The sequence below is a fragment of the Bacillus sp. FSL P2-0099 genome (genome assembly GCF_038007445.1).
GTDB classification, from domain to species: Bacteria; Bacillota; Bacilli; order Bacillales; family Bacillaceae_G; genus Bacillus_A; species Bacillus_A mycoides.
Map to the genome: position 1 here is coordinate 3,137,775 of NZ_JBBOXE010000001.1, position 15,848 is coordinate 3,153,622.

General features: G+C 34.1%; 12 protein-coding genes and 4 pseudogenes. 1 reads left to right on the top strand and 15 read right to left on the bottom strand.

From position 1 onward, the window contains the following. The first annotated feature begins 543 nt into the window (after positions 1–543). Positions 544–843 carry a hypothetical protein gene (locus MKY90_RS16125; protein ID WP_341091904.1) on the top strand — a complete coding sequence of 100 codons (300 nt, stop codon included), beginning with the start codon at positions 544–546 and terminating at the stop codon, positions 841–843. Positions 844–901: 58 nt separating this feature from the next. Here MKY90_RS16125 and MKY90_RS16130 read toward each other — a convergent pair whose 3' ends face one another. From MKY90_RS16130 to hblA, 15 genes and pseudogenes are all read right to left on the bottom strand, one after another. After that, a complete protein-coding gene (locus tag MKY90_RS16130) occupies positions 902–1,123 on the bottom strand; it encodes a hypothetical protein (RefSeq protein WP_098168147.1) in 222 nt (73 codons plus the stop codon). A 101-nt stretch (positions 1,124–1,224) separates the two neighbouring features. After that, a pseudogene (locus MKY90_RS16135) lies at positions 1,225–1,523 on the bottom strand (hypothetical protein). A gap of 76 nt (positions 1,524–1,599) precedes the next feature. Continuing rightward, positions 1,600–1,761, bottom strand: a complete 162-nt coding sequence (locus MKY90_RS16140) for a hypothetical protein (protein WP_176523431.1) — start codon at positions 1,759–1,761, stop codon at positions 1,600–1,602. 34 nt (positions 1,762–1,795) lie between these two features. Then, a complete protein-coding gene (locus MKY90_RS16145; RefSeq protein WP_098168146.1) occupies positions 1,796–1,966 on the bottom strand; it encodes a hypothetical protein in 171 nt (56 codons plus the stop codon). 460 nt (positions 1,967–2,426) lie between these two features. Further along, the gene (locus MKY90_RS16150; protein ID WP_098168145.1) at positions 2,427–2,645 is read right to left on the bottom strand and encodes a hypothetical protein; all 219 of its coding nucleotides are present in this window, start codon (positions 2,643–2,645) and stop codon (positions 2,427–2,429) included. 212 nt (positions 2,646–2,857) lie between these two features. Next, a pseudogene (locus MKY90_RS16155) lies at positions 2,858–3,088 on the bottom strand (tyrosine-type recombinase/integrase); the annotation flags it as partial. 167 nt (positions 3,089–3,255) lie between these two features. After that, the gene (locus tag MKY90_RS16160; protein WP_341091910.1) at positions 3,256–4,575 is read right to left on the bottom strand and encodes an aromatic amino acid transport family protein; all 1,320 of its coding nucleotides are present in this window, start codon (positions 4,573–4,575) and stop codon (positions 3,256–3,258) included. Positions 4,576–4,880: 305 nt separating this feature from the next. Then, a complete protein-coding gene (sdaAA, locus tag MKY90_RS16165) occupies positions 4,881–5,759 on the bottom strand; it encodes an L-serine ammonia-lyase, iron-sulfur-dependent, subunit alpha (protein WP_098168143.1) in 879 nt (292 codons plus the stop codon). A 22-nt stretch (positions 5,760–5,781) separates the two neighbouring features. Further along, on the bottom strand, positions 5,782–6,480 hold the full coding sequence (gene sdaAB / locus MKY90_RS16170) for an L-serine ammonia-lyase, iron-sulfur-dependent subunit beta (protein ID WP_098168142.1): 699 nt from the start codon (positions 6,478–6,480) through the stop codon (positions 5,782–5,784). Between the two features lie 679 nt (positions 6,481–7,159). Continuing rightward, positions 7,160–7,542 (bottom strand): annotated as a pseudogene (locus MKY90_RS16175) (binary toxin-like calcium binding domain-containing protein); the annotation flags it as partial. A gap of 275 nt (positions 7,543–7,817) precedes the next feature. Then, complete coding sequence (locus MKY90_RS16180) at positions 7,818–10,223, bottom strand: PAS domain S-box protein (RefSeq protein WP_341091915.1); 2,406 nt, start codon at positions 10,221–10,223, stop codon at positions 7,818–7,820. A 402-nt stretch (positions 10,224–10,625) separates the two neighbouring features. Beyond that, a complete protein-coding gene (locus tag MKY90_RS16185; protein WP_341091917.1) occupies positions 10,626–12,053 on the bottom strand; it encodes a serine hydrolase domain-containing protein in 1,428 nt (475 codons plus the stop codon). Positions 12,054–12,515: 462 nt separating this feature from the next. Next, positions 12,516–12,647 (bottom strand): annotated as a pseudogene (locus MKY90_RS16190) (helix-turn-helix domain-containing protein); the annotation flags it as partial. A gap of 350 nt (positions 12,648–12,997) precedes the next feature. After that, positions 12,998–14,395 (bottom strand): hemolysin BL regulatory component HblB, encoded by a 1,398-nt coding sequence (hblB, locus tag MKY90_RS16195; RefSeq protein ID WP_341091920.1) that lies wholly within the window; start codon positions 14,393–14,395, stop codon positions 12,998–13,000. A gap of 325 nt (positions 14,396–14,720) precedes the next feature. Then, positions 14,721–15,848, bottom strand: coding sequence for a hemolysin BL binding component B (hblA, locus tag MKY90_RS16200; RefSeq protein ID WP_000591974.1), 1,128 nt, complete (start codon positions 15,846–15,848; stop codon positions 14,721–14,723).

Here is a 15,848-nt window from a genome sequence, read left to right on the forward strand (position 1 = left end):
AAATCTGAAATTAGGAAACAATACCATGAAGATTATGAGGTCTATTTTTAAAGCAGTTCGTTTATTTAGTAAAATTATGAATCCTATATTAAAGGCGTTATCTAAAAGTAAATTTTAATATCGTTAAAATAAAAACCGTCGTTTAAATAGGCGGTTTTTCTATTTTCATTTTCCCCTATCTACACATCCACACTTTACTGTCCAAACACAACTTTCATTTTCTGCATAGCATGTACTAAAAAGGCGGTACGTGATTTTTATGTCAAACTATTATTACGACCGTTCACATAAGTGCTATCGTAAGAAGCGTAAAAAATGCGACTGTGATTGTTATTTTGAATCTCGCTACCAAACGTTAACATCTGGACCTTTATTCCGTAACGCAAACACAGACTTCATTCAAGTTTCTGCACTTAATCAAACAGACGAACCACAGACCGTAACCATGCGGTACAGAATTATCAAGATACTTGTGATGGTGATGTATACCCTTCTTATGGATACCTTTGTGGAGAGTTAATTAACGACGATGGTAACGGCGAAGTGCGTAACGGCGGCTGCATCTATTGCGAACCCGAAGGAGTAACTCCGTTTGTTGATCCGGTTACATTTACGATTCCACCTCGACAGCTGTTTAGTATAAGGGTGTTTAGCCCAACTGATCCGATACAACCGCAAGATCCTATATACGTAGTTCGGGTGACGCAACCGGTAGACCCTATCCGTCCAGCTATCATAAACACATGGGGCATTAACTTTGCGAGAGTAATTCAGCAAGGGAATACGGTGTTGAATGAACAGTTTACGCCAACCGAACCGTTTAGTCCACAAGACCCCGCTTAATATAGAAAGAAGTAGTCTCGCTATCTAACACTTGATACTTATGTTCACACATCTATCCTCACTCCTTATTCACTAAGAATACATCAATCGTTTTATCCAATACATTAATAAGTGATTCTCTTGTTTGTTTCGGTGTCATATCATCACTAATTTCATTATACAAAGCTACAGCCTTTTTTAATTTCAGCGGTGCAATGTGTTCCTTTACTAACTCCAAACCAATAGCATGATTTATTAAATTGCCAATAATAGCTGTTTGTTCTTGTTTAGTTAGTTTGATTCTTCATTCTCCTCCAAAATCAAAAGCACCCAAATGGATGCTAAACGAATCATATTTATAAAACAAATTTAAAGGAGCTATTAGGCTACTTTAAATTCGTTTTATCCCCATGAGAAATGATATATATATATTCTCCACGTATCCTTTCATCAATTCCAATAATCGTGGCAAATCTCATTAAATCCGCCCCTTGAATAAATTACATCGTGAGCATAACTGGCACCTGCGACCACATAAGTTCGTGAAACTCATTCACTCTCTGTCTAGTTGAAACAATTAAATCATTCACAGGTCCAATATCCCATGCAGTAGTTCTAACTTAAGTAAACGGAAGATCTTTCTCATTAACCACTATTCTTGCCATACTTTGTGTTATATCCACATCAATTACCCCCAGCATTAATAAAATCAGTTTTTTTTCTATACTCATATTCCTGACTATAATAAATGTTTAAGGAAAACTCCTATTTTCACTTCTATTTAACAAGATATTCACTAGGAATCGGAACATAGTCACATGAAGGTTCAGCCCAAACCTTGCCGGTGATAAATTGTATTTTGTTTCCTTCTATTTCAATTACTTTAATTATTTTAACTTCATCCATTAAACGCATCTCCTTTCCTTCATCTTCCTTCAAAATAAAAAGCACCTAATGGATGCTTAGATTAAATTTATTCATTATCAATATCTCTACTTTCAACATCATCATCTGATTTCGGGTCTAACATGCTTCCTATATCAGGCGGCAAAGTTAACTCTATACCAGCTACTGGCTGATTATCCTCATTAAAATAATACTTCTTCACCTTATTCAATTCTTCATTTTTCTTATTTTCACTCATATTACCCCGCCTTTTATGTACGATATTAAACGCTTTACTTAATATGTACATTAGGAAAGATAATATACTATTTTTTCAACTCTCACACGACTTATATAATTTTTGTAAAATAAAAAGCACCCTAATGAATGCTTTTTTCATTAAGTATTAATTTGTACTTCAATTACGGTAAATGAAGTTTTATTCTTATTCCAACCACCTAACTTTGTTTATACTTATCTATGTAACAATATTAAGTAACTGGAAAAAGAGCAAAATCTCTCCTTAATAACGGTCACATTCAATCAGTATCATCTGCTGATTTCGGATTTATGTGCCATCATTACGAACCGTTTAGAATTTTAAAAATAACATAGTGAGTTGTGTTTTCCGCCACTTCTCACAATACAAATATAACACGAAAATCCCAAAATAACCGGCATATTTCCTGACAAAAAGCGGTCACGACTCTGCCACTTTTTCATAGTTCAAATCTTTCCACTACATCTATTAATTCCACTGGTACACCGAATATACTTTTTTTCATTTCTGTCATTTTCTTTTTAATAATCCACTTTGGATAACTCAACTCTTCTAGCATATTTTTAAAATAAGTTGGATTTAACTTTAACATATCAGGATTTCTTCCTGTATTCCTTCTATATTTAATTATTACTTCTAATAGTTCTTCATTTAACATGAATTACAATTACCTCCCCCTTATATTTTATATTTATGTATATACACTATTTTATACCTTGATACCTGCAGTTACCCATATCTTATATTTTGAGTAACTAAGCCAAACACCAAATCCCTTAATATTCATAACTTTATATTAATTGCTCTTTCGAGTTACACAACTCAATAAAAATGAGTAACTGTATACAATTAAAAAGAAAGAAGCAATGATTAGATTTTAAACCTAATCATTGCCTTATCCATTGCATCTTGGTTCACACCTATGTATCTTAATATAACTCTTTCGGATGAATGATTGAATATCTCCATTAACAAGGCTATATTCTTTGTTTGCATGTACATATGATATCCGAATGTCTTACGTAATGTATGTGTACCTATCTCATCTAATCCGAACTCTGCCGCTGTACTTCTAAGTATCTTATATGCCATGCTGCGACCAAATAGAAGTTATGCATATGATTAAAAAAGGACAAACACTCCAATGTGAGAAGTTTGTCCAAAACCATAATCTCTTTGGTTTAACAATATAAGATTCAATTCCGCTAGGAATCTTTCGTTCTTTTTTCATATCCCACTATTTTTGCATGAGAACCAACAATAGTGAATTAGAATAATGACTTAATACTCGCTAGGACAGTAAGGATACCTATAATAATGACAAATACATTGCTCGTTTTCCCTTTGTATTTAGCTAGTACTGGTACTTTATGGATCGCATACATTGGTAATAGACATAAGATAGCAGCAACTAACGGACCGCTAAGGGCATCAATAAGTCCAAGAATACTTGGATTTGCATAAGCAACATACCAGCATGTTAATACGACAAAAGTAAGAATCATTGTCTTAACTGTTTTCTCTCCTATATCTTTCCCACGTTTTTTACCTGACTTGATAATCATGTCACGCATTACCTCATACGCTCCTATATAATGGCCAAGGAAAGACTTTGTAATAGCCACAAATGCAATGATAGGAGCCGCAATAGTGATTACTGGCGAATTAAGCTCATTAGCAAGATATGATAGGATTGACAAGTTCTGTTCTTTTGCCACCTTAAGATCATCTGGAGTCAAACTTAAAGTACTGCTCCAAACAAAGAACATAACAACAGCGAATGTCATGATATAACAAACTTTTTGTATTTGAGCACACTTGGCATCAGTAGCATCTATTCCATACGTAGCTCTTTGTTTCATAACGAATGACGAAATCATAGGAGAATGATTAAACGAGAATACTATGATCGGTAGTATCATCCATATTGTTCCAAAATATCCTGTTCCAGTTGAAGCAGTAGAAACACTTGAAAAACTTAGCATTGACGTATTCCACTGTGGAATTAAAGATATTGCGATAAAAAGTAGAGAAACAATGAAAGGGTATACTAGCATGCTCATTATCTTTACAGTAATATCTTGACCAAAATTTAGTATAGTGATAAGACCGAGTACTAATACAAGTGATAAAATGGCCCTTGGAGGCTCCGGCATGTGCAATTGATGCACAATAAAACTACTTGCAGTATTTGTAAGTGCAACCGAATACATCAGCACGATCGTATAAATTGAGACGAAATATACAATGTTAAAAATGATACTTGCTTTATTTCCGAAATACTCTCTTATTGTACCTGTAATCCCCTCGTCTGCAGAATTCGAAGCGTATATCATTTTAGCAAGCGCCCTATGTGAGTAATACATAACAGGGTATGCAAGTATGGTAATTAACAGCAATGATAATAAACCACCTGAACCTGCATTAATAGGTAAGAAGAGTACTCCTGCTCCAATTGCTGTTCCAAATAGACTCAATGCCCAGGTAGTATCCTGTTTATGCCACTTTTTAGGGTCTAGATATTTCTCATTTTTTACTGCAGTATTATCAACTTGAAATTCTATGTTTTTTGCAGTATTCCCATTCATATAATAATTCCTCCTAGTTTCCTATTCTTACTTCTCTATTTAAGGCATTGGAATATAGACCGTTCTTGAAAAATGAATTGCTTATAAAGTGCGCCACATCGTATATCCTTCTTCTAAGTTAATCAAAATCAAAAAATTAGCGAAGCATCAACTTGACGGGGTTGTTACCACTTACAAAATGTTTCAATTATATAGTAGTATATTTTATTAGTAATTCCCCCAATATACAGACATCCTTAGGCGAACAATAGAGAATAGATTGTTAACTTTTTCACAATATACCCGATAATTGTTCATTGATTTTATTATTTCTCTCCAAAGATTTTATTTTTAATTGCAATCCCTGTAGGTGTAGCTGCAATTCCACCTAAACCTGTCTCTCTTAATTCGCGAGGCATCTGTCTTCCAACTCTATACATCGCTTCAATAACTTCGTCAGCATTGATGATATTGTTTACGCCGGCTAATGCGATGTCCGCTGCTGCTAAAGCATTTGCAGTTCCAATGGCGTTTCTCTTTACACAAGGAATTTCTACTAAACCAGCGACCGGATCACAAACTAAACCGAGTAAATTTTGTAATGCAATCGAAAAAGCTTCAGAAGATTGCTGTGGCGTTCCACCTGCAGCTTCAACCGCAGCTGAAGCCGCCATTGCTGAGGCACTGCCTACTTCAGCTTGACATCCTCCGTACGCTCCTGAAATACAAGCGTTGTTTGCGACTATCGTTCCAAATAACGCTGAAGTAAATAGAAAATGAATCATATCTTCATGACTTAACTCCAACGTATCTTTAATACTAAATAGTACTCCCGGAATCGTCCCACTCGCACCTGCTGTTGGAGTTGCACAAATAGCTCCTAATGCAGCATTTACTTCATTAACACCGATAGCACTTTGGATTCCTAACACCATCAAATCTCCAGAAAGGGTTTTCCTATTTTCTCGATAGTTTTTAATTTTAACAGCATCACCTCCGGTTAAACCAGTTGGAGAAAATACACCGTCGCCCTCGATACTTTTATTTATAGCATTTTGCATAGTCGCTAAATTTCGTTCCATTTTACTCCAAACTTCTTCATAAGTAGATTTAGTTTGTTCAATTTCCTGTTCAATTGCTAATTCATAAATTGTCTTTTGGCTTTTATTAGTTGCATCCACAATTTCTTTTATGGCCATATACATATTTTTTCACTCCTTAATGTAACTAAAGAATAATGAGCTTAGCTATATTGCTTAAATTTCCTAATTCCTCCTGGACATTACCAGACAATAGCGAATCCAATGCGAATGCATATAAATATTTCCTATTTTCTTCTAAACTATGAAAGTTATTAATTTCTACATCATATTGTTTAAAAATCCTGCGTAAAACAAATTCAAAGTCAGCTCTTTCGGAAATTGCAATAATAACTGGCAATGGCCCCTGCAGGTCTAAGCTAAATCCGTCAATTTCAACATGTTTGATTTCAATTAATCCACCGCCAACCGAAATCCCCATCGTTCTAATACTTCGATTTTCATCCTCTAAATATACATCTGCCGTATTTGGATGGCCAGCAGGACTATCACCTGCTTCTTCAATAAAGGTAATTTCAATTCCTTTAGATTCTGCTATTTCAATAGCATCTGGCACTTTGCTGTCATCGGCAGCAAATCCTAATATCCCAGCAATAATTGCAAAATCAGTTCCGTGGCCTTTATGGGTTTCAGAAAATGATTCATAATACCTTACCACGACTTTTTTTGGAAGACCTTGAAATAATTTATTGGCTACCGTTCCAATAGCCAAAGCACCTGCAGTATGTGAACTTGAAGGACCTATCATTATGGGCCCAATCACATCAAAACAACTTTTGTATTTAACAACCTTTTTTTCTTTAATAGATGCTACATTCATGTTCATATAAGCACCCCCATAATTTATTATTTTTAATTGCAGTTGAATCTAAGTTATTAAAATGATTGATTCAAAACAAGACCCTATTGAATACGCTTTCATTATCATGTCAAATACACTTTTCCTTTTGATCACATACCTTTCTTAGAGTAATCATGTCAGTATGTCCAAATTTAAAAGGTTACTTACAATGTCATTAGGATTTTTGCAAAAAAACTAGGTTTGATACTTTCTCTAGAGGTAATAAATTCTTTCTCGACGCCCTCATTATAGCTTGTATATTTATGAGTACAATATTTTTTTATTTTTAGAAAGATTGAATAAACAGAATCTTGAATGGGTAATAGATTACACTTAGCATGTAGCAATTGTGTCCCTTGTTTGAAGCTGTATTAGTTAGTAGAAAAGCAAAAATAACACAGAGTTCCTTTCATTAACACATTGATTATATTGGAAAATCATTATAATGATACTTATATTATCCTTTGTTGAAACATTTAATTTTGGACATGAAAGCTGTTACAATAAATGATTAATATAGATAGCAAGTATTAAATTAGTGAACTATAAAATCATTTCCGAATATTAATCATTAATTTTGCATTAATATTCATTTTCAGAAAAAAGGAACTTCTTTTTATAATCTTAACTTAAAGTAATACTTTGGTAATATCCACTAATTTACACCATCCGTATTTGCATTCATAGGATTCGATATAAATTTTGGTTTCCCTTTATCCTTCTCGAGATCCCATGCTTTCGCTTCATTTTTTCCAGTTTGTGAATTGAATTCAATTTTATATCCATTAATCTCTAAGTCGTTAGAAATACCATCTTTGTCCCAATTATTGTTTGCCATTTCAATGTTTTGTGTAATGAGCGAACCTATTTCCCCATCAGATCCAAGCGTGAAATTCTTATCTTCTTTTTTGCATTTGCATTCTCTTTGAATATTTCAACTGTACCTCCTGGATTCGGTTGTTTTACATCTGCTAAAGCAGGAGATGCTAAAGTCAATGCCATCGATACACTACCTAATACACTAATTGCTGGCTTCAATTGTTTCATTGTTATTTTTCCTCCTTGGTTTCTAGGTCAATTAGAACACCTACTAGTAAGATTAATTTCATCATATATAACAAATCTTTCTTTTCTCTCTCATAACTGTTAAAAAAGTCTCTCGTAAATATTACAAAACACTTACAGAGTTTTTAAAAGCTGTAAAATCTATATATGAAACATCAAAAAGCCGTAATATGAAGAATCGATTACAATATATACAAAAAAGCAGCTAGCCAAAGCTAACTGCTCACTAACTTATAAAATTTCAGTAAAAGAATGTATTAATTTTGAAGTGTGCAAATTGGGAGAGTGACTTCAACTATAGTCCCCTTATTCACTTCACTCTCAATAAATACCTTCCCCTGGTGTGTTTCAATAATTTTATAACAGACCATTAATCCTAAGCCGATTCCCTCTTCCTTAATACTGTAAAAAGGTTCTCCTAAATATGGTATACGTTCTTTTGGAATCCCACACCCTTGATCGATAAAGCGAATCCTTATTTGATTATTATCAAGTTTATCAAATTGAATCAAAATTTCTCCTCCCGTTGGCATGGATTCAATTGCATTTTTTATAATATTAACAAATACTTGTTTTAATTGATTTCCTTCACATGGAATCAGTGGAATATCAGGTGTAAAATCAATTCTAATTTTTATATTATTCATCATTGCTTGAGGTTGCAGTAGCATTAAAACTTGATCCATTAGCACACTAATATCACTAGGTTGTATCTTTACCACCTGTGGTTTGGCTACCGCCATAAATTCATTAGTAATACTTTCTATACGCTCAATCTCTGATGATACTATATTTATATAACCCCGATTATTCTCAGTTTCCGTTGATTTTAGTAATTGTATAAACCCTTTCATCGCGGTTAATGGATTATTAATTTCATGAGCCATTGCAGTCGCTAATTGTCCTACGACAGCAAGTTTTTCAGATTTCCGTAGTAATTCTTCTGTTTTTAGCCGTTCAGTGATATCACGAGAAATACTTAGGAAAACTTTTTTACCATTTAAGTTAAAAACACGGACACTAAACTCAGTTGTTATTATTTTTCCTGTCGGAAAAACATATTCATCTTGCAAAGTGAAGGAAGTTTGTCCCTCTCTAATTTTTTCTAACAACCTTACAATCATTTTAGAATCTTGTGGTACTACATTTGGAAATGGTAACGAGAGCAGCTCTTCCCTACTATATCCAAATCTTTTACAACCAACAGGATTTACCTCAATGAATCGACTTGGAACATGATTTTCATTCAGCTCTACTACATATACTGCATCAGTTGCTTGTTCGATTAGTGCACGGTACTTCATTTCACTATCTTTTAATTGTTGGTGTAATCGATGTCGTTCTCTTTCTGCTTGTTTTCTTTCAGAGATGTCTCTACATATTGCAGATAAAGCTATCACATTTCCTCTTACGTCTAGTATAGGAGAAACTGTCAGACTGACATCAAGAAGACTTCCATCGTTACGTCGTCTAACAGTTTCTAATCTGGTAACTACGGATTCCCCTGTTAGAATTTTCTGAATATTTTTAAGTGATTCTTCCATTAAGAAATCTGGTACACAGGGTAATCTCTTACCTATGATTTCTTGTAATGACCATCCAAATATCTTTTCATAAGCTTTATTTGCTTGTAAAATATGCCCTTCTCGATCAGAAATGGTAATAGCATCTACATTATGCTTTATAAATGATTCTAGTAATTCTTTGGTAGCTCTTAATTCTGATTCTACCTTTTTCCTTTCGGTTATATCGACTGTAGAACCAACAACTTCAATAACTTGTCCATTTCGTTTAATCGGCCTAAGTGCAATAAGAATAATCGTTTTATCATCTGGCCAGGGTAATTCGAATATAATTTCTTTCCCTTCCCATGCCTGAAGATAATACTTCATCAATTGTGGAACTAAATGTGGTGGAACAATAGAAGCATCAATAGTCCGTAAGCTTTTCCCTACCACCTGTTCAGAATAAAATCCTTTTTGATAATAAAACTGTCCATCACATAAAGTGTGTATAAAGTGCTTACCCACTTTTTTAAATTTAAAAATCCCTCCTTGAAGCTCATGTACGGTATCTGTGAGTTCTTGCTTGGATTTTTTTAATTCCCGATTCATTTTAGATAAGTCCTGTGTTAAATAATATAATCTCTGGTAGGCTTCCATAAGAAATAGCCCAATTAAAAGCCCTAAAGCTATATATAATAAGCCTCCAGTGTAAAGTAACATAGTATTAAAGAATACACCAACTAACCACTTTATTCCGACAAAAACAGAAAAATATAAAGATGCACTTTTAAAAGGATGAAGGTTTTTAAAATATGTTTTAAAAGTAACAAATAGGATACCCAAACCTAAATAAGCAATCACAGGAGGTTCCCAGTAACCTCCAATGTAAAAGATACGCATTATAATAATGCTAATTAACGTAATCCAACCAGCAATGCGACCAAAGTAAATAAAAGATAGAATAAGAGGAACAACTCGAAGATCGTAGGAAAATCCCATGTATGGAAAAGAAAAGAGCATCAAAGTAACTGCAATAATCCCTCCATAGAATTTTTCGAAATATCGTCTGGAATGAATCAAAAACACTTGAATAAATATCGCTGCGCTAACTAATAAAGAAAAAATAGAAAGATTGATGAAATAGTCTTTAATAATCATGTAATGTCCCTCCTTGCATTAAAGATACATTCGACAAAAAAACAGAAAATCCTACAAATAGTACAAACAGTTCAGGTGCAAAAAATATAATTCCCTACATGACAGTACATGTAAACAGTATCATATTGATTCAAATCCCCCAAAAATAAGGTGTTTATTGTGCAGAAATAATAAAGTTGTTTAATTTACAATAAAGTCATTTAAAAAATATTATAGTTGTTTAAAAATCTTTATTCCACGAACGGAGCAGGTTAGTGGAAGCAATAGTAATTAGGTTTGACTGGGAAAATTGTCGATGATATTAAAAAAGACACCGAAGTGTCTTATGTTTTTCAAATTAAGCATACCGATAAATTGAAATTTAATTACTTAACATTATGCTTATCTTGGGAGCGAGGTATTTTATCGGTGAGTGTATACAAACCATGTAATGCTTGCTGTTAATAATGCTGACGAAATCAAAGCTGTAAGAACACTATATGTTTGCCAAATAAGTATTGTTGACCAATCTAAAGCACAGCACAGTATACCCAGGGCAATCGTAGCGATCAGGAAAATAACTGTTACGGTTATTCTCTTTTTTGTCATTGGCTGCCGCTCATTCGTTTTCCTTCTGCGTAATCCTAAGAGAAATAGCAAAACGGCCAATAGGCAAAGAATAATTGTGATAGACGACAAAATGATATCCAAAAGCTGTGTGCCGCTTATTTCATATGACTGAGTTAGATTGCCTTCTAATATATCTTTAACTTTTAGTACCATGTTTATATTGGTATTTGCGCCGTTGCTCAGCAAGGAGACGGCTGTTCGTTCATTTAGCAGTATGGCTACTTCGGTTCTGAAATTTGGATTGCCCCCAGTGTGTTCTATAATCGTTTGTTCGGCGTTTACGGACCAGCCTGCCGCATAATACATACCGTTGACAGCCGAAACAGACATATCACCCCTATGTGATTTTTCGATAACCGTGTGAAATATTTCGGGTATGTCCTGCACGATACCCATCTGTATGCCCATCCAACGCGCCATATCTTTTGTATTAGAAATGATGTAGCCTGCGGGTTTATTCCCAGCATAATCCGGAGCTTTAAATGGAGTTGTCATAAAAAAGGAAGAACGGTAGCCCTGTGCCAACTGTCCAGTGGCTTGAGCATCTTCTTTATAAACATACGTCTGGTGAAGACCTAACGGCTGAAATACCTGTTCCTTCATAAAGTCTTCATAGCTTTGTCGCGACACAATCTCAATAACCAAACCCAATACGTCATAATTAACGGTTCCATAGTCATACTGTTCACCGGGAGGGAACGCCAATTCAGCATCCACGAGCATTTCCACAGTCTTTTGCAACATATCCGGTGTATTGCCTTGTGGAATATTTTGAGTATGCCTAATATTTGTTAGACCACTGGTATGGTGAAGAAAGTTATTTAGTGTAAGACTTTGCATATCAACAGGTTTCCCTTGATACTTTAACGTAAACCAAGGTAAATATTTTTGGACAGGGTCAGTCATTGAGAGCAGCCCTTGCTCTTCCAACAGCATAATACCCATACCGGTAAAAGCTTTACTGACCGAGGCTAACTCATAGAGTGTATTTTCACTTGCAGACAACCCCTTTTCACGGTCTGCATACCCTGAAGAAAAGTAGAACACTTCATCATCAGCAAGTATTGAGATTGACATTCCCGGCACACCTGATATACGACAGGCATCATCTAGCAACGCTTGTATTGCCGCAGATTGCGAATCTGACAACGCATAACTTTGTGTTGCGAATCCTGAGAATAATATAAATATCGTTAATACAAAAACAATAATCTTTTTCATAAACTCTCCTTTTTGGAAAATTATAAGAGAATAATATAAATAACCTCCTTTTACAACTACGAAACTAAATTTTAATTTATCTTTCTATTCACCTATATAATATCAAGTAATTGTGAAGAGTTACACTTAAACGAACAGATGCGTTAGTTCAATAAGGGGTAGCGTCCCGAAAATGCGGATTTACAACGTAAAGTTGTTTGCTGAATTAAAAACGAAAGATTTAACGACGATAAGACTTTTGAGACAAGGATTCTTACCTTAACATTGTAGATCCGCAAAATCCTGATGCTATCCCTAGGTGAATCATTTTTCACTCGCTAAGTGAAATTTCTCTATTCTACTTTTTTATTTGCTGAGATAGGCATAAAATCAACGTTTTCTATTGCAAATCAATAAAAAATGCAAAACTTTACCAAGACATGCATGTTATAAAGACCAACGCGAAATTGCGTTTGTTTGAATGTTATCTAGAAGATTACAAGGGTGTACTGGTGGAATGAATACAAAACGAGAACAACCAATCGTTTTATTGATTAGGGTCGCTTGTGCTTTATTTGGATAGATACGAAATTTAAATCCTTTATTAATCATCATTCGTTTCACCCCCATTTCGATATGGTTCTATTATACAACAAACGTACATTCGATAGGTAGTGAAGTAACAGTTTATGTATGTCGAACAATTAAGATAGCTTCCTGCCATCCCTTATCCGAAGCCAATTCATCCCCCACCTACTCACTTCGCGTTCCTTGAGGAAGGAGTCTTCTTGGCTAAAATGATAAAGCAACCAGCGCCTTGATTCAATATTCACTTTTTTTGCTGTACAAATTCTTTTGCTTTAGCTAGGTGTTCTAGGAAATAAGGAGCCTTATGCCGTTCAATTTTTCACTTAACTTGGTGTCTAGTTTAGTGTACCATCCCCAATTAATGCATTTTTTTGGGTTCAGTTCATTATATTTTCTACTTTGTCTTTATACACAACATATTCTTTCCCATCCACTACTGCTACCACCGCAAATTCATCATTTGGATTGAATGAAAGCCAGTCAGCCCACATGCTTGTATTAGCACCTCCACTCCACATATGATGAACAGTGTTTTTAGTTAAATTCATAACTTTATAAGACGCATTTTGTGCATTTGTTCCAGTCTTTATTTCAAAAGTGTATGCGTTATGGATTTTTTTATAAAAGTAAAAAACGTTTGATGGACGAAGTAGATTCATAAAATCCTGTTCTTTCTTCTCTGCAATTTTTATGCCTTCTAGTAATGTGACAACATCTGTTCTTAATGTTTTCCAACTATCTTTAGCTGAATTCAAGTTAGGCTTTAAAAATTTATATCTATTTTGATCAGCTTTTTCATCAGCTTTATCAATATGCCCCAGTACGCCCGAATATTGAGAGTCTAAATCATCCCATTGTGTGGACATATAAGTAAGAGCAGTAATAGCACTATCAATCGTACTATGCATATCACTAATATTATGAAATGCAACTCCGACTACACGATTTAATGTAATTTTATAATCTACATTTTTACGTAATTCTGCTAAAGCAGGCTCTAATCGACCTAAATTATCTCTAGCAGTACCTATCATTATGCCACCAGAAATAAGCGTGGGGATAAAAGGTATTTTCACCATTATTAATCCATCAGATTCTAATTTCTTATAATAGTTTACTTGTCCTAAAACTTCATCTAAACGCTTTTGATCAGTCTCCACATCAGCTCCTTGGTTTTTTAAAATCGATTGCAAGGTCTCTTTATGGCTTCCAAATACTCTAACATCTTCTCCAATAGCGTTTTTAAATTTAGTTAATTCTTCTATTAATGCTTTTGCAGACTTTTGGTTTCGTTGAATTCCCCCCCTTAAATCAGTAATCCCCTTTTTTAAAGTATCCCCATTTCCATTGTTGATCGCCTCTACTAATGTTTCATAATAATTTTCAAACTTTGTATCGTATTCAATAATGCCGGTCAATGTATCTAAAAGCTGTTTTTTTACTTTTGTATTCCATGTAACAGCATGTGCTCTTGCATTCTTTTGATCCTGTACAATTTTACTAGGTAAATCTGCATACCCATTAATAGAAATTCCTTCAAAACTCACATCCGGATTATTAATTAGCAAATAAGAATATTCATTCATAGCTTTTGCAAATAACCCAGCATCTTGTACAGTTTTTTTCATCTTTTCTTCATTTGCTGAAAGAGACATATCTCCAGTGTTCGTTTGTTCAGTTTCAATTGCAAAGGTTGCTACTGGTGTGACTGCATAGGTAGTTGTCATAATTAAAAATGCTGATACAGCCAGTATTTTATAAGGTTTTTTTTTCATCTTTTCTTATTCCTCCTGTATAGAGTATGATTTCAAGTCCTATTCTTATTAAAAGACGATGTAGTTGCATAGATTCGATATTATTAAGCGAATCTATATAAACTGTCCCCTATTAATCGATTCTGTTACAAATTTTTAAAAACAAGTAAACTACATGGCTATCTTTTTATTTGGATAAAACTTATATATAAGTGAAAGGCGAAGTCTTTAATGAGACTCCGCCTTTTTAATATATAAGGATTTATTAATTATCGCTTTACTGTTTAACAGTGTAATCATAGACTCTCTATGTTATGGTTCACTTTGCAACAGAATTAATATTTCCCTATTTTTGTGGAGTAACAGTTTCCACTTTTAATTCCTTTATCCCTTCTTTTAATGTAACAGCATCTGTTCTTAATGTTTTCCAACTGTCTTTCGCTGCATTTAAATTAGGTTTTAAGAATTTAAATTTATTTTGATCCGCTTTTTGAGCTGCATTCTCAATATGCCCTAGAACGCCCGAATATTGAGAATCTAAATCATGCCACTGCGTGGACATATAAGTAAGAGCGTTAATAGCATCATCAAGTGCCTTGTGCATTTCATTAATATTACTATAAGCAACTCCAACTACGCGATTTAATGTTACTTTATAATCCACGGTCTGACGTAATTCTGCTAATAAAGGCTCTAACTTACCTAAATTATCTCTTGCTACTCCCACTATAATACCGCCAATTATCGGTAGACCCAAAATAGCACCCTTCATTACATTAAACCCATCAGATTCTAATTGTTTATAATAGTTTACTGATCCTAATACTTCTTCTAGACGCTTTTGATCGGCTTCAACATCTGCACCTTGGTTTTTTAAAATCGACTGCAAGAGATCTTTATTGCTTCCAAATGCTCTAACATCTTGTCCAATAGAGTCTCTTAATTTAGTTAATTCTTCTATTAGTTGTTGTGCAACCTTTTGATTTTGTTGAATTTCACCTCGTAAATCTGTAATCCCTTCTTTTAAAGTTTCTCCATCCCCTGTATTAATCGCCTCTACCATTGTTTCATAATAATTGTCAAATGTTGTGTCGTATTCAACAATGCCCGTCAATGTATCTAAAAGCTGTTTCTTTACTTTCGTATCCCATGTAACAGCATGTGCTCTTGCATTCTTTTGATCTTGTACAATTCTACCAGGTAAATCCACATATCCATTAATAGTAATTCCTTCAAAGTTCACATCTGGATTTTTAATTAACATATAAGAATAGGCATTCATAGATTTTGCAAATAACCCGGCTTTTTGCAAGGTCTCTTTCATTCTCGCTTCATTTGCAGAAAGAGCCGTATCTCCATTGTTCGTTTGTTCAATTTCACTTGCAAAAGTTGTTACTGGTGAAACTACATTAGCGGTTGTAATAGTTAATAACGTCGATACAGCGAGTAATTTGTAAGGGATTTTTTTTATCAT

Excerpts from the sequence above, each read along its gene's own strand:
- MKY90_RS16150 (WP_098168145.1), bottom strand. The coding sequence starts at position 2,645 with ATGTTAAATGAAGAACTATTAGAAGTAATAATTAAATATAGAAGGAAT.
- hblB (WP_341091920.1), bottom strand. The coding sequence starts at position 14,395 with ATGAAAAAAAAACCTTATAAAATACTGGCTGTATCAGCATTTTTAATT.
- MKY90_RS16180 (WP_341091915.1), bottom strand. The coding sequence starts at position 10,223 with ATGATTATTAAAGACTATTTCATCAATCTTTCTATTTTTTCTTTATTA.
- MKY90_RS16160 (WP_341091910.1), bottom strand. The coding sequence starts at position 4,575 with ATGAATGGGAATACTGCAAAAAACATAGAATTTCAAGTTGATAATACT.
- MKY90_RS16185 (WP_341091917.1), bottom strand. The coding sequence starts at position 12,053 with ATGAAAAAGATTATTGTTTTTGTATTAACGATATTTATATTATTCTCA.
- MKY90_RS16145 (WP_098168146.1), bottom strand. The coding sequence starts at position 1,966 with ATGAGTGAAAATAAGAAAAATGAAGAATTGAATAAGGTGAAGAAGTAT.
- sdaAB (WP_098168142.1), bottom strand. The coding sequence starts at position 6,480 with ATGAACATGAATGTAGCATCTATTAAAGAAAAAAAGGTTGTTAAATAC.
- hblA (WP_000591974.1), bottom strand. The coding sequence starts at position 15,848 with ATGATAAAAAAAATCCCTTACAAATTACTCGCTGTATCGACGTTATTA.
- sdaAA (WP_098168143.1), bottom strand. The coding sequence starts at position 5,759 with ATGTATATGGCCATAAAAGAAATTGTGGATGCAACTAATAAAAGCCAA.